The organism is Bacillus sp. IBL03825, assembly GCF_024712505.1.
GTDB classification, from domain to species: Bacteria; Bacillota; Bacilli; order Bacillales; family Bacillaceae_G; genus Bacillus_A; species Bacillus_A wiedmannii.
In genome coordinates this window covers 4,508,418-4,526,108 of record NZ_JAMXKE010000001.1, presented here as the reverse complement: position 1 = coordinate 4,526,108, position 17,691 = coordinate 4,508,418, and the positions used below count along the sequence as shown (strand labels likewise).

General features: G+C 36.0%; 18 protein-coding genes, 2 pseudogenes and 2 other annotated features. Of the genes and pseudogenes, 17 read left to right on the top strand and 3 right to left on the bottom strand.

Annotated elements, in window-relative coordinates; all coding sequences use genetic code 11:
- From coaE to NHG49_RS23140, 13 genes are all read left to right on the top strand, one after another.
- Nucleotides 1-603 carry a dephospho-CoA kinase gene (coaE, locus tag NHG49_RS23200; RefSeq protein ID WP_064474613.1) on the top strand — a complete coding sequence of 201 codons (603 nt, stop codon included), beginning with the start codon at nucleotides 1-3 and terminating at the stop codon, nucleotides 601-603.
- Between the two features lie 109 nt (nucleotides 604-712).
- A complete protein-coding gene (locus tag NHG49_RS23195; protein ID WP_000198978.1) occupies nucleotides 713-1,741 on the top strand; it encodes a glyceraldehyde-3-phosphate dehydrogenase in 1,029 nt (342 codons plus the stop codon).
- Between the two features lie 387 nt (nucleotides 1,742-2,128).
- Nucleotides 2,129-2,512, top strand: coding sequence for an adenosylmethionine decarboxylase (gene speD / locus NHG49_RS23190; protein WP_002003660.1), 384 nt, complete (start codon nucleotides 2,129-2,131; stop codon nucleotides 2,510-2,512).
- Nucleotides 2,513-2,797: 285 nt separating this feature from the next.
- Nucleotides 2,798-3,259, top strand: coding sequence for a transcriptional regulator NrdR (gene nrdR, locus NHG49_RS23185; protein ID WP_001203687.1), 462 nt, complete (start codon nucleotides 2,798-2,800; stop codon nucleotides 3,257-3,259).
- Nucleotides 3,260-3,411: 152 nt separating this feature from the next.
- Nucleotides 3,412-4,818 (top strand): replication initiation and membrane attachment family protein, encoded by a 1,407-nt coding sequence (locus NHG49_RS23180; protein ID WP_064474615.1) that lies wholly within the window; start codon nucleotides 3,412-3,414, stop codon nucleotides 4,816-4,818.
- A gap of 33 nt (nucleotides 4,819-4,851) precedes the next feature.
- Nucleotides 4,852-5,790, top strand: coding sequence for a primosomal protein DnaI (gene dnaI, locus NHG49_RS23175; protein WP_000400114.1), 939 nt, complete (start codon nucleotides 4,852-4,854; stop codon nucleotides 5,788-5,790).
- A 276-nt stretch (nucleotides 5,791-6,066) separates the two neighbouring features.
- Entirely contained in the window at nucleotides 6,067-6,948 is an 882-nt protein-coding gene (ytxC, locus tag NHG49_RS23170; protein WP_258126560.1) for a putative sporulation protein YtxC, read from the top strand.
- Nucleotides 6,949-6,979: 31 nt separating this feature from the next.
- Nucleotides 6,980-7,209: a binding site (T-box leader), on the top strand.
- A 47-nt stretch (nucleotides 7,210-7,256) separates the two neighbouring features.
- On the top strand, nucleotides 7,257-9,194 hold the full coding sequence (thrS, locus tag NHG49_RS23165; protein ID WP_000786074.1) for a threonine--tRNA ligase: 1,938 nt from the start codon (nucleotides 7,257-7,259) through the stop codon (nucleotides 9,192-9,194).
- Nucleotides 9,195-9,404: 210 nt separating this feature from the next.
- Nucleotides 9,405-9,525, top strand: a sequence feature (ribosomal protein L20 leader region).
- A 62-nt stretch (nucleotides 9,526-9,587) separates the two neighbouring features.
- Nucleotides 9,588-10,091 carry a translation initiation factor IF-3 gene (gene infC / locus NHG49_RS23160; protein WP_000973214.1) on the top strand — a complete coding sequence of 168 codons (504 nt, stop codon included), beginning with the start codon at nucleotides 9,588-9,590 and terminating at the stop codon, nucleotides 10,089-10,091.
- 21 nt (nucleotides 10,092-10,112) lie between these two features.
- Entirely contained in the window at nucleotides 10,113-10,313 is a 201-nt protein-coding gene (gene rpmI, locus NHG49_RS23155) for a 50S ribosomal protein L35 (RefSeq protein WP_001125946.1), read from the top strand.
- A gap of 37 nt (nucleotides 10,314-10,350) precedes the next feature.
- Complete coding sequence (gene rplT / locus NHG49_RS23150; protein WP_001138364.1) at nucleotides 10,351-10,707, top strand: 50S ribosomal protein L20; 357 nt, start codon at nucleotides 10,351-10,353, stop codon at nucleotides 10,705-10,707.
- Between the two features lie 470 nt (nucleotides 10,708-11,177).
- On the top strand, nucleotides 11,178-11,669 hold the full coding sequence (locus NHG49_RS23145) for a dUTP diphosphatase (RefSeq protein WP_000365057.1): 492 nt from the start codon (nucleotides 11,178-11,180) through the stop codon (nucleotides 11,667-11,669).
- Between the two features lie 69 nt (nucleotides 11,670-11,738).
- On the top strand, nucleotides 11,739-12,824 hold the full coding sequence (locus tag NHG49_RS23140; RefSeq protein WP_064474618.1) for a M42 family metallopeptidase: 1,086 nt from the start codon (nucleotides 11,739-11,741) through the stop codon (nucleotides 12,822-12,824).
- A gap of 40 nt (nucleotides 12,825-12,864) precedes the next feature.
- On the opposite strand, the gene NHG49_RS23135 is transcribed toward NHG49_RS23140, so the two are convergent.
- Nucleotides 12,865-13,482 (bottom strand): TetR/AcrR family transcriptional regulator, encoded by a 618-nt coding sequence (locus tag NHG49_RS23135; protein ID WP_000023655.1) that lies wholly within the window; start codon nucleotides 13,480-13,482, stop codon nucleotides 12,865-12,867.
- Nucleotides 13,483-13,779: 297 nt separating this feature from the next.
- Here NHG49_RS23135 and NHG49_RS23130 point away from each other — a divergent pair, with 297 nt between their 5' ends.
- Entirely contained in the window at nucleotides 13,780-14,433 is a 654-nt protein-coding gene (locus NHG49_RS23130) for an HlyD family secretion protein (protein ID WP_001071413.1), read from the top strand.
- A 12-nt stretch (nucleotides 14,434-14,445) separates the two neighbouring features.
- A complete protein-coding gene (locus NHG49_RS23125) occupies nucleotides 14,446-16,245 on the top strand; it encodes a DHA2 family efflux MFS transporter permease subunit (RefSeq protein ID WP_000094767.1) in 1,800 nt (599 codons plus the stop codon).
- A 20-nt stretch (nucleotides 16,246-16,265) separates the two neighbouring features.
- Here NHG49_RS23125 and NHG49_RS23120 read toward each other — a convergent pair whose 3' ends face one another.
- A complete protein-coding gene (locus NHG49_RS23120; RefSeq protein ID WP_064474619.1) occupies nucleotides 16,266-16,622 on the bottom strand; it encodes a hypothetical protein in 357 nt (118 codons plus the stop codon).
- 38 nt (nucleotides 16,623-16,660) lie between these two features.
- Entirely contained in the window at nucleotides 16,661-17,032 is a 372-nt protein-coding gene (locus NHG49_RS23115; RefSeq protein WP_098111473.1) for a DNA-binding protein, read from the bottom strand.
- Nucleotides 17,033-17,164: 132 nt separating this feature from the next.
- On the opposite strand from NHG49_RS23115, the pseudogene NHG49_RS23110 reads away from it, so the two are divergent.
- Nucleotides 17,165-17,582 (top strand): annotated as a pseudogene (locus NHG49_RS23110) (sigma-70 family RNA polymerase sigma factor); the annotation flags it as partial.
- A pseudogene (locus NHG49_RS31495) lies at nucleotides 17,562-17,684 on the top strand (DUF4179 domain-containing protein); the annotation flags it as partial. The pseudogenes NHG49_RS23110 and NHG49_RS31495, both read left to right, overlap by 21 nt.
- Nucleotides 17,685-17,691 lie beyond the last annotated feature (7 nt).

Below are 17,691 nucleotides of genomic sequence, written 5' to 3'. Positions count from 1 at the left end.
ATGACAGTAGTAATTGGATTAACGGGAGGCATTGCAAGTGGAAAAAGTACAGTGTCTCAAATGTTTCGTGAACTGAGTATACCAGTTATTGATGCGGATATTATTGCAAGAGAAGTTGTAGAGCGAGGAAAACCAGCATATAACAAAATAGTAGAAGTGTTTGGAACGGAAGTATTACAAGAAGATGGAGAATTGGATCGGGCGAAATTAGGAAGTGTCGTTTTCTATAATGAAGAAAAACGATTGCAGTTAAATAAAATTGTTCATCCTGCAGTGCGTGAGGAAATGAATACACAAAAGGAAAAGTACATAAAGGAAGGTATGCAAGCGGTTGTGTTAGATATACCTCTCTTATTTGAAAGTAAATTAACAAGTCTCGTGGACCGCGTTTTAGTTGTAGCGGTTAAGCCACATACACAATTAAAACGTTTAATGAAACGAAATAATTTTTCAGAAGAAGAAGCAACAGCTCGTATTCAATCTCAAATGCCGTTAGAAGAAAAAGTGAAAAATGCAGATGAAGTGATAAATAATGATGGCACAATTATGGGAACGAAAACACAATTACAGGTGATTTTAAAGAATTGGAACATTATTGACTAAAAAATTGTGAAATTAATGAAAATGCTTAGTGACATATCCCCTTTTTGTGTTATACTATTATTGGGATTGGAGATAAATAGTATAACGCATTCAAGGGGGATAACATATTATGACTCGTGTGGCAATTAATGGATTTGGACGTATTGGGAGAATGGTATTTCGTCAGGCAATAAAAGAAAGCGCATTCGAAATTGTAGCAATCAATGCAAGCTATCCATCTGAAACGTTAGCACATTTAATTAAATATGATACAGTTCACGGCAAGTTTGACGGAACAGTAGAAGCATTTGAAGATCACTTATTAGTTGATGGAAAAATGATTCGCCTTTTAAACAACCGCGATCCAAAGGAATTGCCTTGGACAGATTTAGGTGTTGAAGTTGTAATTGAAGCAACTGGTAAATTTAATTCAAAAGAAAAAGCAATTCTTCATGTTGAAGCTGGAGCGAAAAAAGTTATTTTAACAGCGCCTGGTAAGAATGAAGATGTAACAATTGTAGTTGGTGTGAACGAAGACCAACTAGATATTACAAAACATACTGTTATTTCAAATGCATCTTGCACAACAAACTGTTTAGCGCCTGTTGTTAAGGTGTTAGATGAGCAGTTTGGAATTGAAAACGGTTTAATGACAACTGTTCATGCTTATACAAATGACCAAAAAAATATTGATAACCCACATAAAGATTTAAGAAGAGCACGTGCTTGCGGACAATCGATCATTCCGACAACGACAGGTGCTGCGAAAGCGCTTGCAAAAGTTCTTCCGCACTTAAACGGAAAACTTCATGGTATGGCACTTCGTGTACCAACGCCAAACGTGTCTCTTGTTGACTTAGTAGTAGATGTAAAGCGTGATGTGACAGTTGAAGCTATTAATGAAGCATTCAAAACTGTTGCAAACGGTGCGTTAAAAGGCATTGTAGAATTCAGCGAAGAGCCTTTAGTATCTATTGATTTTAATACAAATACACACTCAGCTATTATTGATGGTTTATCTACAATGGTAATGGGTGATCGTAAAGTGAAAGTACTTGCTTGGTATGATAACGAGTGGGGCTACTCTCGTCGTGTTGTAGATCTTGTAACGTTAGTTGTTGACGAATTAGCGAAACAAAAAAATGTGCAACATATTTAAGTGAATAAGGGAGAGGGCAAGTGGATATTTGCCTTCTTTTTTTATTTTTTTCTGAAAAGGAAAAAAATTATATAAGTATATTTTTGAAAGTGGACATACCACGAAACGTTGTGATTACTGTATTTGTGAATCGTTTATTTTTTTTAGGGAAAAGTAAAGAGGAAAATATGACAGAAAATCGAAAAAACTGTTGTTGCAAAATGAAAATAAACAAAGTATACTAACACTCGTAAACTTAAGAGCTGAGGTACGTAGTCACTACTTAAAGGGTTAGGACCTCTCTGGACTAACTTTCCCCCGTGGTAGTGGAGCAAGCCAAATTGCAAATTAGTTTTCAATTCGAACAGTTAGAATAAATTTACAAGGGGGAACTGTAGAATGGATACTATGGATACGATGGGTCGTCACGTAATCGCTGAACTTTGGGATTGCGATTTCGACAAGCTTAATGACATGCCGTATATTGAACAATTATTTGTGGATGCAGCACTGAGAGCTGGTGCTGAAGTACGTGAGGTTGCTTTCCATAAATTTGCACCACAAGGTGTAAGTGGAGTAGTAATTATCTCGGAATCACATTTAACAATTCATAGCTTTCCGGAGCACGGTTACGCAAGTATTGATGTTTATACTTGTGGGGATCGTATTGATCCAAATGTTGCTGCAGAATATATTGCAGAAGGTTTAAACGCGAAAACGCGTGAGAGCATCGAGCTTCCTCGAGGCACTGGTAGCTTCGAAATTAAGCAGAGAGAAACAAAAGCTCTTTAAAAAAGAACATAATTGATTTAAAATGTAAAGAGGTGTATAATGCACCTCTTTTTTAGTTTATAAAAAAGGAAAAATATAACGTACTCGTTAGTGAGATAAATTGAGCTCTTACGAATAAGTTAGCACCCCATCTACCATCTTATTTTTGAAAACGAGATGATAAAATAATGTGCTTAAACTTAAAGTGGTAAGAGAGTTAGAATGAGTTATATAATATTGTATATATATTGTCAGATGAAGTAAGTAGAGAAAAAATAAAGAGTATAGTGTAAAGGAGTGAATATATTGCGTTGTCCATCCTGTTCGCATAATGGTACAAGAGTGTTAGATTCGCGTCCGGTAGACGAGGGGCGCTCTATTCGAAGAAGGAGAGAGTGTGAAAGTTGTTTAAGTCGCTTTACGACATTTGAAAGAGTAGAAGAGTCACCTCTTATCGTTGTAAAAAAAGAAGGCACACGAGAAGAGTTTAATAAAGAAAAGATTTTGCGCGGCTTAATTAAAGCGTGCGAAAAAAGACCAGTATCTTTAAGACAATTAGAAGAAGTAACTCAAAGTGTGGAACGTGAACTTCGTAATTTAGGTATATCAGAAGTGAAAAGTGATATGATTGGTGAAATTGTTATGGAAGAACTGCGTGATATTGATGATGTTGCTTACGTGCGTTTTGCTTCTGTATATCGCCAATTTAAAGATTTAAATGTATTTATTGAAGAATTAAAAGATATACTGCAAAAAGAAAGAGAGTAGAAGTTGTATTTTATTCTCTTTACATACCGTAAGTAATGAGATAAGAGAGCTAGAAGCGAAAGCTAATAGCTCTTTTTCGCTAAGAAATTATATAATGAAGATAGAACGAATGAAGTAGAGGATAGATTGGATGAGAGAAAGGAAAAGCAAGAATGGAAAAACAGTCATGGATGGAGCTATTGCCAATTGATCGTTATAAAGTAAGTGCGAAAGGGTTACTGCATAATTACGACCGAAAAGTGTTAACGATGTTGTATCAGCCGTTAATAGGTAGTAGAGCTTTTAGCTTGTACATGACACTATGGGGAGAGTTAGAGCAAGATCGTGTGTTTGGAAAAGAGAATACACACCATTCCCTTATGGTGACCATGCAAATGCAGCTTCCCGAAATATATGAGGAACGAGTAAAGTTAGAAGCAATTGGGCTTTTGAAGGTATATATTAAGAAAGAAAAAGATATTCGAATGTTTATATACGAATTGCAACCACCTTTATCTCCGAAGCAGTTTTTTGATGATATTGTGTTAAGCATCTTTTTATACAATCGATTGAGTCGGACAAAATATAATCAAGTAAAGCAATATTTCTTAGAAGAAGAATTTGATTTTGCTTCTTATGAAAATGTTACGCGTTCTTTCAATGATGTGTTTGGTTCGTTTAATCCAGGACAGCTTGAGCATGCGCAAGAAGATCTTCGTATTCCAAAAACGACAGCTATGCCAAGTAACGAGAAGGGAGACTCTCCAAAAGTTTGGAATGATTTCTTTGATTTCTCCTTATTTGTAGATGGCTTGTCCGCTCTTGTCCCTAAAAAGGCGATTACAGATCAAGTGCGAGAATGTGTCATTACACTTGCTTACGTGTACGATGTAGATGTGTTATCGATGCAAAATATCGTTCTTGGTACGGTGACAGAGATGCAGACAATTGATATCGAAAGGCTTAGAAAAGGAGCACGTGATTGGTATCAGTTCGAAAACGGTCAAGCGTTACCTGTATTAAGTGAAAGAGTACAACCTCACGCTGCACGTATGATGGAAGGAAAAGAGCCTTCTACGCAAGAAGAGATGTTAATCAAACAGCTAGAGGAAATCTCACCAAAACAACTATTAAAAGAAATCTCTGGTGGTGCAGAGGCGACAAAGGCTGACTTGCAGATCGTTGAAGATGTAATGATCAATCAAAAATTAACGCCAGGTGTTGTGAATGTACTTATTTATTACGTTATGCTACGCTCAGATATGAAGCTTGCGAAAACGTATGTGGAGAAAATTGCTGGGCATTGGGCACGTAAAAAGGTCGGTACAGTAGCTGAAGCAATGGCGTTAGCGAAAGAAGAGAATCGTCAATATCAAGAATGGGCTGAGACGAAGAAAAAAGGCCGTACGTCGAAGAAAACGATAAGAAAAGAAATGGTACCAGATTGGCTGAAAGAAGAGCCGAAAGAACAAGAGAAAGAAACAGTGAAGAAAGATGTAAGTAAGAAAAAAGATGCAAGTACGTTAGATGATGAACGAAAACGACTAGAAGAAGTGTTAAAAAAATATAAGCGTGATTAATAGAAGAGAATGAACGCTCTTTGAGGTGAGAAAATGGAGCATATTCAAAATTCATTTGCAAAGTTAATGGAAAATAAAAATTTTAAAAATAGATATGAAGTATTAAAGGCGGAAGTAATGGCACATCCGCGTGTGAAAGAATTTATAGACGAACATCAAGGTGAAGTAACAACTTCTATGATTGAGCGCAGCCTTGTGAAGTTATACGAATATATTGGACAAAGTGTAGGTTGCGCAGATTGTCCGGATCTAGGTTCGTGTAAAAACATGCTGCAAGGATATGAGCCAAAGCTCGTTATCCAAGGGAAGATGATTGATATTCAATACGATCGTTGCGTTAGAAAAGTAGCATATGACGAGAGAAAGAAATATGAAAAACTCGTTCAAAGTGTATATATGCCAACTGACATTTTACAGGCAACGATGGAAAACTTAGATCCTTCAGATTTAGATGCGCGTATTGATGCAATTGGTGCAGCCAATGAATTTTTAAGTACATATGAACCTGGTAAAAAAGTACAAGGTTTATATTTGTACGGTAAATTTGGTGTAGGGAAAACGTATTTGTTAGGAGCAATGGCGAATGAGCTTGCTCAAAAGAAAATAAGTTCGATGCTCGTATACTTCCCTGAATTTTTACGTGAAATTAAAAGTTCGATTCAAGATAATTCGATTGGGGAAAAGATTGATGCGGTGAAACGCGTACAAGTTTTAATGCTAGATGATATCGGAGCAGAAGCGATGTCAAGCTTTGTGCGTGACGATGTGCTTGGTGCAATTTTGCAATTCCGTATGTTAGAAAACTTACCGACGTTCTTTACGTCTAACTTTGATTTCAAGGAATTGGAACATCATTTAACGTATACACAGCGTGGTGAAGCAGAACAAATGAAAGCAGCACGTATTATGGAACGAATTAAATATTTAGCGAAGCCAATTCCGATTGGCGGAAAAAACCGACGTCATAAGTAAAGAGTAAGCTGAAAAGCTTGCTCTTTTTTGTTTTGAACACTTTTCAGACTAGGTGAATTGCAAAACGAAAAACTTCTTATAGAAAATTCATTGTAGCTTGTATCATTTTTTTCTCCCTCCCTTAATATATATAAAATTAGCAAGCCGTATTGAGTGGATTTTCTAACGATAGGAAATGTAATTCTACTAAGAGTGAACTTCCACGGGACGGACTCTTATAGGATTTGTAACGTATAGATACAATCCTTTAGAGCAGGGATAAAAGGGGGGACAAAAGTGATTGAAATTTGCTTCGAAGAAAAAAATGATGCTATGCATGTATATAGACAACTATTGAAAAGAGCGGAACTGTTATATAAGGAAACGAGTGTGTATTTACAGGAACAAAAAGTGGTGATTCACATACCAGTATGTGAATCGAATTATATTGAAAAGATTTTATTGCCAGTAATGGTATATTTCATTGTGAATGTAAAGCAAAATGAGTGGATTTATACAATCTTAAAAGAGAAGTTTTTTTATGAAGAAGAGGAAGAGTGTCATCAAATATTGCATATGGCACAAGAGATTTTAAAGGGAAGAAGAAAAGAGATTGCTCGAGAATTAACACGTCACACATTTGAATCATATATTAAATCTTCTTTAAATAACTGGCTTTGTGATCCGCTTTCGTTCTCGTTTTCATCATATGTTCGTTTTCGCCTTCGTACATATAGGAAAATGGTAGCTAAGCTTGCTGAAGTGTCGATTGATGAGTATAAGTTGGAACAAGAATATCAAATGTTTATTGAGACGCTAAGGCAACAAGTACGTAGCCGAAAATCACGTTTGTCCTGTGTGCATCTTATTTTTGATGAAAGCTTTATTTTCTATGACGATAAAGGTAGACGTTTAAAACAGGAGAAATTGGTCCAATATATAGATGAGGAATTATTAAAGCAAAAGGATGTATATATTGATACGAAAGTAATTGCACCACTTCTTTCTATTTCGCCGAAAAAAATTTATTTATATACGAAAGAACAAGACCATAATATGATTATTACTTTGCGAAATGTATTTCAAGAACGGGTCCAATTACATGGATTACATGAGTTTGAGCGCAATGTGAAAAATTTAAAAAATAAAGGTAACGCCCTTGATTTTCTAAGTTTTTGAGCATATAATTACCTACATAAATGAAATATATTGAAATGTCATGATGAGGACATGAGTAGTTTTCTACGATTTTCAGAGAGGGAAGCCTTAGGGTGTGAGCTTCCTAGTACGGGATTATTACTTACCACCTCTAAACTTTAGCAGTGAACGTTTTTTTCTAGTAATTGCTAACGGACAACACCGTTATGTTGAACTTGAGCAATTAACAATAATGTTAATTGGAACAAGGGTGGAACCACGAATTCAACACTCGTCCCTTTTTACGGGATGAGTGTTTTTTATTTTGAAAAAAAGAGGAGTGACCAGTGATGGCAGATGTAGTTAAAATTACTTTCCCTGATGGAGCTGTGAAGGAGTTTCCAAAAGGCGTAACAACTGAAGAAATCGCAGCTTCTATTAGCCCAGGCTTAAAGAAAAAAGCTGTGGCTGGAAAATTAAACGATGAGATGATCGATCTTGTTACACCAATCGAAGAAGATGGTGCAGTTTCTATTATTACATTAGATTCTGAAGATGGCTTATATATTTTACGCCATTCAACAGCCCACCTATTAGCACAAGCGTTAAAACGTTTATATAAAGATGCTAAGCTTGAGCTTGGTATTGGTCCAGTAATTGAAAATGGCTTCTACTACGATATTGATATGGAAGAAGCAATTACAGTTGAAGACTTCAAGAAAATCGAAAAAGAAATGCAAAAAATCGTGAACGAAAACTTAGAAATCGTTCGTCATGAAGTACCACGTGCAGAAGCACTTCGTCGCTTTGAAGAAATCGGCGATGAGTTAAAATTAGATTTAATTAACGATCTTCCAGAAGATGCAGTTATTTCAATCTATGAACAAGGCGAATTCTTCGACCTTTGCCGTGGTGTTCACCTTCCATCTACAGGGAAAATTAAAGTATTTAAATTATTAAGCGTTGCGGGTGCTTACTGGCGCGGCGATAGCAATAATAAAATGCTACAACGTATTTACGGTACTGCATTCGTTAAGAAAGCAGAATTAGATGAGCACTTACGTATGCTTGAAGAAGCGAAAGAGCGCGATCACCGTAAATTAGGTAAAGAATTAAAACTATTTACTAATAGCCAAAAAGTAGGACAAGGTTTACCACTTTGGTTACCAAAAGGTGCAACTATCCGCCGCATTATCGAGCGTTACATCGTTGATAAAGAAGCAAGCTTAGGCTATGATCACGTATACACTCCAGTACTAGGAAGCAGAGAGCTTTATGAAACTTCTGGTCACTGGAATCACTACCGTGATGGTATGTTCCCATCAATGGAAATGGATAATGAAGAGTTAGTACTTCGTCCGATGAACTGCCCTCACCACATGATGGTTTATAAAAATGATATTCACAGCTACCGTGAATTACCAATCCGTATTGCGGAACTTGGAACAATGCACCGCTATGAAATGTCTGGAGCATTATCTGGATTACAACGTGTACGTGGAATGACTTTAAATGATGCGCACATTTTCGTTCGCCCAGATCAAATTAAAGAAGAGTTAAAACGTGTTGTAAACTTAACTCTAGAAGTGTACAAAGATTTCGGTTTAGAGAACTATTCATTCCGTCTATCTTATCGTGACCCAGCTGATACTAAAAAGTACTATGCTGATGATGAGATGTGGGAAAAAGCACAAGGTATGTTAAAAGAAGCTATGGATGAAATGGGTCTTGATTACTATGAAGCTGAAGGTGAAGCGGCATTCTACGGTCCAAAACTTGACGTTCAAGTTCGTACTGCTCTTGGAAAAGACGAAACACTTTCAACTGTACAATTAGACTTCTTACTTCCAGAACGCTTTGAATTATCTTACGTTGGTGAAGACGGTAAACAACATCGTCCAGTTGTAATTCACCGTGGTGTTGTATCAACTATGGAACGTTTCGTAGCCTTCTTAATTGAAGAATACAAAGGTGCATTCCCAACTTGGTTAGCTCCAGTTCAAGCGCAAGTAATTCCAGTTTCTCCGCAAGTACATTTAGACTATGCGAAGAAAGTACAAGATGAATTACGTCGTGCTGGTATCCGTGTTGAATTAGATACTCGTGAAGAGAAAATTGGTTACAAAATCCGTGAAGCACAAATGCAAAAAATCCCGTACATGCTTGTAGTAGGTGACAATGAAGTAACTGAAAACGGCGTAAACGTACGTAAATATGGTGAACAAAAATCAGAAACAATTGCATTAGATGCTTTTGTTGATATGATTAAAGTAGAAGGAAAACGATAAGACAGAGCCGCGGTATACCGCGGCTTTCGTATGTATTATAAAAAAGAAAAACTAGAAAAAATAACCAAACTATACTTATCATAAAAAAGTATTGCAAGTATGTTAGTTGTTTGTTACAATATTTCTTGTTGTTAGTAAAAAACATTGCGTCTTCTTGACAGACGTCATGTCCTATGATAAACTCATCAAGGATAATAGAATATTGTTTTGTGGAACAAGTAGAAGCACCCGCTTCTCACCTGATGGACGCATTCGCAGTTTACAGGTAAATGTATTTCTTACTTAAGAATTTACAAGTGTGGGTGTCGTATGCCCGCACTTTTTTTGTCGGGTTCTATGACTACAAAAGATGTTCTGAAAAAACCTTGGAGGTGGCTTACTATTAGCAAGGATATGATGATTAACGAGCAAATTCGTGCACGTGAAGTACGTTTAGTTGGTGCAAATGGCGATCAACTTGGAATCAAGTCTCGTAATGACGCTTTAGACTTAGCTGCAAATCTTAATCTTGATTTAGTATTAGTTGCTCCAAATGCGAAACCGCCAGTATGCCGCATTATGGACTACGGTAAATTCCGCTTTGAGCAACAGAAGAAAGAAAAAGAACAGCGCAAAAATCAAAAAGTAATTAGCATGAAAGAAGTTCGTTTAAGTCCAACAATTGATGAACATGACTTTAACACAAAACTTCGTAATGCTATCAAGTTTTTAGAGAAAGGCGACAAGGTTAAAGCGTCAATTCGCTTTAAAGGACGTGCCATTACTCATAAAGAAATCGGTCAACGTGTTTTAGATCGCTTCTCAGAAGCTTGTGCTGAAGTTAGTACAATTGAATCTAAGCCTAAAATGGAAGGACGTAGTATGTTCTTAGTTTTAGCACCGAAAAACGATAAGTAATAGATAGAGGAGGAAATACCTATGCCTAAACAAAAAACTCATCGCGGCTCTGCAAAGCGTTTCAAAAAGACTGGATCAGGTAAACTGAAACGTTCTCACGCTTACACAAGCCATTTATTCGCTAACAAATCTACAAAAGCTAAACGTAAACTACGTAAAGCTGGTGTAGTAAGCGCTGGTGACTTCAAACGCATTCGTCAAATGCTTGACAACTTAAAATAAGTTCGGCTGATATATAGAACAATTAGGAGGTAATATTATGCCAAGAGTAAAAGGTGGTACAGTTACTCGTCAACGTCGTAAAAAAGTTATAAAATTAGCAAAAGGTTACTACGGTTCTAAGAGTACATTATTCAAGGTTGCTAACCAACAGGTTATGAAATCTCTAATGTATGCATTCCGTGACCGTCGTCAAAAGAAACGTGACTTCCGTAAATTATGGATTACACGTATCAACGCAGCAGCTCGTATGAATGGTCTTTCTTACAGCCGCTTAATGCACGGTCTTAAAAATGCTGGCATCGAAGTTAACCGCAAGATGCTTGCTGACTTAGCTGTTCATGACGAAAAAGCTTTCGCTGAATTAGCAACAGTTGCAAAAAACAACATTAACTAATTAATTAGTTGAAACCTTAGAAGATTTTTCTTCTAAGGTTTTTTTATTTGTATGCAAAGAGAAGTATGTCGTTATCGATATGACAAAATCAATATAAAAGCTATAGCGATATAGAAGAATATATATATGAAGCCAGGAGAATTCTCCTGGCTTTTTTCAATTATCCCCCTTTGGAAAGAAGAGTATCTTTCCTACCTGAAACGACACTGCTATAATGGAAAGATGATATGGAACTTTCATCAGATAAAATAAATTTTTTATCAGTGGACAATCCCCGGATAATGATTAACTATCACCAATCGGAGTGAACAATCTAATAGTGATGATTGAAACGTATTTGTAAATTAAGGACAAGCTATTTTGTAAAGAGGTAAATGGCTGACTTATTAATAAGAAACGAAAAATAATAATGAACTTTGAGATGAAACAACATTGTTGCGTAAAATGCGATGTTGGAGGAGGACAATAGAATGGACTTACTACAACTATTTAAATTACAAAAAGAATTAGATGACCGTATTGTGAAAGAGCATGATTTACAACCGAAAAAGTTGTTAAAAGAAAAAATGTTAGCTCTTCTTGTAGAAATTGGAGAACTTGCAAATGAAACACGTTGTTTTAAATATTGGAGCAACAAACCAGCATCAGAACGTGAAGTAATATTAGAAGAATACGTAGATGGATTGCATTTTATCTTATCAATCGGAATTGATTTAGGTATTGATAAAAACTTCCTATTCTATAAATGTGCACAAACGAATAAAACACAAGTAGAAATTTTCTTAGACACATATGCGAAAGTAATTCGTTTTACAGATCAACCATCTATTACGAACTATATTGAATTATTTACAAGCTATCTTCGACTTGGACAAGCGCTAGAGTTTGAGCAAGAAGAGATTGAAAAGGCATATTTAGATAAAAATGAAGTAAATCATCAGCGTCAAACACAAGGATACTGATTTAATTTTTGAATATTTCAATTTCCTTTTGTATAATGAAGTGACTGAAGAAAAAGGAGGGTGTTGGCAATGACAAAATTAGACGCGACATTGACAATGCTAAAAGAATTAACAGATGCTCGTGGTATTGCGGGTAACGAGCGTGAACCACGCGAAGTAATGAAGAAATATATTGAGCCGTTTGCGGACGAACTTTCTACTGATAATTTAGGAAGCTTAGTTGCGAAAAAAGTAGGGGAAGAAAACGGCCCGAAAATTATGGTTGCAGGTCATTTAGATGAAGTCGGCTTTATGATTACGCAAATTGATGACAAAGGTTTCCTTCGTTTCCAAACAGTTGGTGGCTGGTGGTCACAAGTTATGCTTGCGCAGCGCGTGACAATTGTAACACGTAAAGGAGATGTAACAGGTGTAATTGGTTCAAAACCACCGCACATCTTATCTCCAGAAGCGCGTAAAAAACCAGTTGAAATTAAAGACATGTTCATCGATATTGGTGCTTCTAGCCAAGAGGAGGCAATGGAGTGGGGCGTACGACCAGGAGATCAAGTTGTACCTTACTTTGAATTCCAAGTGATGAAAAATGAAAAAATGTTACTTGCAAAAGCATGGGATAACCGAATTGGTTGTGCAATTGCAATTGACGTATTAAAACAATTAAAAGATGAAAAGCATCCAAACGTTGTATACGGCGTAGGGACTGTACAAGAAGAAGTTGGTCTTCGTGGTGCGAAAACATCTGCGAACTATATTAAACCAGATATCGCATTCGCAGTAGATGTTGGTATCGCTGGTGACACACCAGGTGTAACGGCAAAAGAAGCGCAAAGTAAAATGGGTGATGGACCACAGATCATTTTATATGATGCTTCTGTTATTGGACATACAGGTTTACGTGACTTTGTAGTTGATGTTGCTGACGAATTACAAATCCCGTATCAATATGATTCAGTAGCGGGCGGTGGAACGGATGCAGGTGCAATTCATATTGCTGTAAATGGTATTCCGTCTATGGCAATTACGATTGCAACGCGCTACATTCATTCTCATGCGGCAATGTTACACCGTGATGACTATGAAAATGCAGTGAAGTTAATTGTAGAAGTTATTAAACGTCTTGATAAAGAGGCTGTACATAACATTACATTTAATTAATAGAAAAAGCGAAGGAGGTTCTCCTTCGCTTTTTTATGTTTTAAAAAGGTCGTTCTAATCCTGCAGCAGTATGAGCTCCTAAAATAATTAAACGAGTTAATTGCATGGCCATAAAATGCGGGGTATAAATCATCCCTCTTTTTAACCATGACATAATCATCCCGATATGAGCTCCTGTCACATAACTAATTAAAATATCACGAGGAACCATAAGATCTTTATCATCTGGCTGTGAAATAGACAAGCTTAATGTTAAATGTGTTTGTATTGTTTTCATCATTTTATAAGAGTAGTTTCCAGCGGCTTTATCACCAAGCATAACGTTATAGAAGTTCACATTTTCTGCGATATGTTCGAACAAAGCCAAAAATGTCGGATGTGGTGAATCAAATGTAAGTTGAAACTCTTCTTTATTTCTATTTTTCGGCTTAATAACTTCTGTTAATTTCTCTAACATTTCTTCGATGCTTTTGTCTAATAGGTCATATTTATCATGGTAATGGCTATAAAACGTAGCACGATTTACGGGAGCACGTTCTGCAATATGTTGAACAGTTACATCATCAAATCCTTTTTCGCCTACTAAAGCGACAAAAGCATCCTGTATGAGTTGTCTCGTCCGCTTTACACGTGGATCATTTGTATTTTTAATAGACATTTTTACTTCCCCTCGTTTAATTTTTTATACTTAAACAACATATAGGTATTATATTGTTGTTTAAGCGACATTTCATACGTAAATTGTCGGTTGTAGATTCAAAATAATTATTTATAATTATAAACGATAGTCCTTCAGAAATCAGCACCGCTCGCAGGTAGATAAATTTCGATTTACACCGCAGATGGTGTGATTTTTTTGTTTAAAAGTTAATATAATTAACAATTAAACAGTCTAAACAATAAGGACGTAAATAGTTTAGAAAAAAATTATATGCGATATAAGGAGAGGAATGCAATGAATCAGTTTCGAAGAATGGTGATTATTAACATTATCACATTAATTGTACTAGTTGGCGGCGGTATTGGCGGTTATTACTATTACAATCAAGCGGAAAATTATTTAAAAACAGAAAATGCAAAAATTGATGGAAAAGTAATTCCAATTGCATCACCAGTAGCAGGTAAATTAACTGACTGGAAAGCTGAAGTAGGAAAGAACTACAACGAGAATGACAAATTAGGTGCTGTTACTGTAGCGGCAGCAAATGGAGAACAAACAGTAGACGTAACAATTCCGCAAAATGCAACAGTTGTACAATCAAACGCGACGACAAATGCTTTCGTTGGAGCAGGTAGCCCAATTGCTTACGCATTTGATATGAACAATTTATGGGTAACAGCAAACATTGAAGAAACAGATGTTGACGATGTACAAAAAGGTCAAGATGTAGATGTGTATGTAGATGCATACCCAGATACAACGTTATCAGGAAAAGTAGAGCAAGTTGGATTAACAACAGCGAATACATTCTCTATGTTACCATCAAGCAACGCAACAGCGAACTATACGAAAGTAACACAAGTAGTACCAGTTAAAATTTCTTTAGATCATAGTAAATCAGTAAATATTGTTCCTGGAATGAATGTGTCAGTTCGTATTCATAAGTAAGGGGGAGATGAGATGTCCTCAATTGCAATTGCAGGATATGCACTATTTTGTATAATCGTCTTCTTCCTTGTAAATCGTCTTTTACGAAAGAAAAAAACGAATGTGGGAGAAGAACAAGTCCCAGCCGTAAATAAAATAGAAGTAAGTAAGGTAGAAACAGAAGAGAAAGAAATTGAACGAAAGCAAGAAGCAGAAATTTCTAATGTAGTTGAGTTAGAAACAGGAAAGCAAGAAGAAGTAAAACAAGAAAAAGAAGTGCCAAAAAAACAAATGTCTACGCCTGTAGAAAATGTGAACGTAAAAGCAGTTGTAGCTGTATTAATTCTCGGCATGTTCGTTTCTATTTTAAACCAAACAATTATTAATGTTGCATTGCCTCCATTAATGAATGAATTTAACGTATCAACTTCAACAGCACAATGGTTAATTACAGGTTTCATGCTTGTAAATGGTATTTTAGTACCGATTAGTGCCTTTTTAGTTTCACGATTTACGTATCGTAAATTATTCGTAGCGGCAATGTTATTCTTCACGGTAGGATCTATCATTTGTGCTATTTCAGGAAACTTTACAATGATGATGACGGGCCGCGTTATTCAGGCGGTGGGTGCAGGTATTTTAATGCCGGTTGGTATGAATATTTTCATGACATTATTCCCGCCTCATAAGCGCGGAGCAGCGATGGGATTACTAGGTGTAGCGATGATTTTAGCACCAGCTATTGGACCAACTGTAACAGGTTGGGTGATTGAAAACTATAGCTGGAACTTAATGTTCTACGGAATGTTTGTAATTGGTTTAATTATTACGTTCCTATCTTTAAAATTCTTTACACTAGCTCAGCCGGTATCTAAAACGAAGTTAGATGTATTCGGTGTTGTTAGTTCAAGTATTGGACTAGGTAGCTTATTGTATGGATTTAGCGAAGCAGGAAATAATAGCTGGACTAGTGCAGAGGTTGTTATTTCACTTATCATTGGTGTAGTAGGTATTGCGGTATTTATTTGGAGAGAGCTAACAACGGACAATAAAATGCTTGATTTACAAGTGTTTAAATACCCAGTATTTACTTTTACTTTAGTAATTAATGCAATTGTTACGATGGCATTATTCGGAGGTATGTTATTGCTTCCAGTATATCTGCAAAACATTCGCGGTTTCACACCGATAGAATCAGGTTTATTACTACTTCCAGGATCATTAATTATGGGGATCATGGGACCTATTGCAGGTAAACTATTTGATAAGTATGGTATTCGTCCGTTAGCAATTGTCGGTTTAGCCATTACAACGTTTGCGACATATGAATTCACAACGTTATCGATGGATACACCGTATAGCGTTATTATGACGGATTATATTATACGTTCAATTGGTATGTCATTCATTATGATGCCAATTATGACAGCAGGTATGAACGCACTGCCGATGAAATTAATTTCTCACGGTACAGCAACGCAAAATACGTCAAGACAAGTAGCTGGTTCAATTGGAACAGCGATATTAATTACACTTATGACGCAGCAAACGACTGCTCACGTAGCAGATTACGGCAACATGTTAACAACGTCAAACCCAATTTTAGTTGATAAAGTACACGGTATGGGCCAAAGTTTAGCAGCGATTGCCGGATCAGCGCAAGCAGGAGATGCGATGAGCACGCAACTATTATTTGGACAAATTTCAAAGCTATCTGCAATTAACGGTATTAACGATGCCTTCTTAATTGCGACAATATTAGCTGGTATTGCTTGGGTGTTATCGTTCTTCTTACCGTCAGGCAATAAACCAAATAGAAAAGCAGGGAATTAATTTCCCTGCTTTTTGTCTTGTTAAAGAGTGAGATATAAAAAATGATAACCAGTTACGGAGCACAGCCCTGTTATAAACAAAATTGTCCCCATAGCACGAATACTTGATATTTGTCTTCCACTTATAATAGCTAATAGTCCAGCTAAAGAGAAGAAACACCAATATAAAGTTCCCGAAATTGGAACCATCCCCTCTAAATCTATTCCAGAACCTATACAAATGATAGGAACAACGATAAGTAATATGCTAATTAAACCTGCGATAAGAGTAAGTAATTTACGGTGTTTCATGCCAGCAATAATTAAAAAAATGCCGACGATGAGCTCGCATAACATCAAAGTAAGAGCTAAAATCATCCAAGTTAATATTCCGAACACTCCTGTATTACCTCCGATTTATGGGTTTCTAAAAAATATTATATATAGAATGAATCACCTACAGACACGAGTACCCAGAAAATAACCCCTAATATTCCAGCGGTAAAAATAATGAATCCCATATTACGTATACTTTTAATTTTGGCTTGGACTCCACTTCCCCCTGCTAATAATCCAGTTAAAGAAAATAGTATCCAATATAAAGTAGTTGAAATAGGGAGGATTGCATTGCTATCCACTCCCATGCCAAAAAAAACAAAAGGTAGTGTGACAAAGGAGAAGCTAAGTAGCCCCATTAAACCAACAAATAATTTACGATGTTTCATGCTAGTAACAATTAAAAAAATACCACCAAAAAATCCGCATAAAACAAGAAGTGGCATATAAACAACCCAAAGTAAGCTCAACATATATAGTCTCCTTCTATGTAATCAGTTATATTTTACTACATGAGGTTTATTTTGGATATTATTAATGAATATGTATAAATTGATAGAAATGAGAAGTGATGATACGAATTAATAGATATAGAGAACGTTGCAATGCAGCTAAGGAAAAGGAATGAAAAAGCATTATACTTTATTATCGACCAGTACGGTGGACTTATAAAAAGTATTATTCAGAAGCATTTAGCTTCGTTTCAAGATGTACAAGAGGAATGTATGGATGATGTGTTATTGGCAATTTGGAATCATATTGAAAAGTATGATGAGGAGAAAAATACTTTAAAAAACTGGATTGCAGCTATTACAAAATATAAATCTATCGATTATGCGAGGAAATATGCGAAAACAGTAAATGAAAAAGGGTTAGATCAAAATAGTTGAAATAGCGATGCATACCGATACGACTAAAAATGAAATTAGTAATGATATGCAACATATATTAGATCATTTAAAGAAGAATGATAAAGAAATCTTTATGAAGCATTACGTGGAAGAAGATAGTGTAAAGAAAATTGTTCTGACGCCTGTCCTAACTTCTGGTGAAGAGGGAGAAAAGAAAACGAATTATCGAAAAGTGTTAACGGAAGAAGAGTTTGAAGTTGTGATAAAAGAGTGAAAAGAGG

Bases quoted from the DNA above. Each gene is read 5' to 3' on its own strand.
- dnaI (WP_000400114.1), top strand. From the start codon at position 4,852: ATGGAGCATATTCAAAATTCATTTGCAAAGTTAATGGAAAATAAAAAT.
- infC (WP_000973214.1), top strand. From the start codon at position 9,588: ATGATGATTAACGAGCAAATTCGTGCACGTGAAGTACGTTTAGTTGGT.
- NHG49_RS23125 (WP_000094767.1), top strand. From the start codon at position 14,446: ATGTCCTCAATTGCAATTGCAGGATATGCACTATTTTGTATAATCGTC.
- NHG49_RS23130 (WP_001071413.1), top strand. From the start codon at position 13,780: ATGAATCAGTTTCGAAGAATGGTGATTATTAACATTATCACATTAATT.
- NHG49_RS23145 (WP_000365057.1), top strand. From the start codon at position 11,178: ATGGACTTACTACAACTATTTAAATTACAAAAAGAATTAGATGACCGT.
- rpmI (WP_001125946.1), top strand. From the start codon at position 10,113: ATGCCTAAACAAAAAACTCATCGCGGCTCTGCAAAGCGTTTCAAAAAG.
- NHG49_RS23135 (WP_000023655.1), bottom strand. From the start codon at position 13,482: ATGTCTATTAAAAATACAAATGATCCACGTGTAAAGCGGACGAGACAA.
- NHG49_RS23195 (WP_000198978.1), top strand. From the start codon at position 713: ATGACTCGTGTGGCAATTAATGGATTTGGACGTATTGGGAGAATGGTA.
- rplT (WP_001138364.1), top strand. From the start codon at position 10,351: ATGCCAAGAGTAAAAGGTGGTACAGTTACTCGTCAACGTCGTAAAAAA.
- thrS (WP_000786074.1), top strand. From the start codon at position 7,257: ATGGCAGATGTAGTTAAAATTACTTTCCCTGATGGAGCTGTGAAGGAG.
- speD (WP_002003660.1), top strand. From the start codon at position 2,129: ATGGATACGATGGGTCGTCACGTAATCGCTGAACTTTGGGATTGCGAT.
- NHG49_RS23140 (WP_064474618.1), top strand. From the start codon at position 11,739: ATGACAAAATTAGACGCGACATTGACAATGCTAAAAGAATTAACAGAT.
- NHG49_RS23180 (WP_064474615.1), top strand. From the start codon at position 3,412: ATGGAAAAACAGTCATGGATGGAGCTATTGCCAATTGATCGTTATAAA.
- coaE (WP_064474613.1), top strand. From the start codon at position 1: ATGACAGTAGTAATTGGATTAACGGGAGGCATTGCAAGTGGAAAAAGT.
- NHG49_RS23115 (WP_098111473.1), bottom strand. From the start codon at position 17,032: ATGTTGAGCTTACTTTGGGTTGTTTATATGCCACTTCTTGTTTTATGC.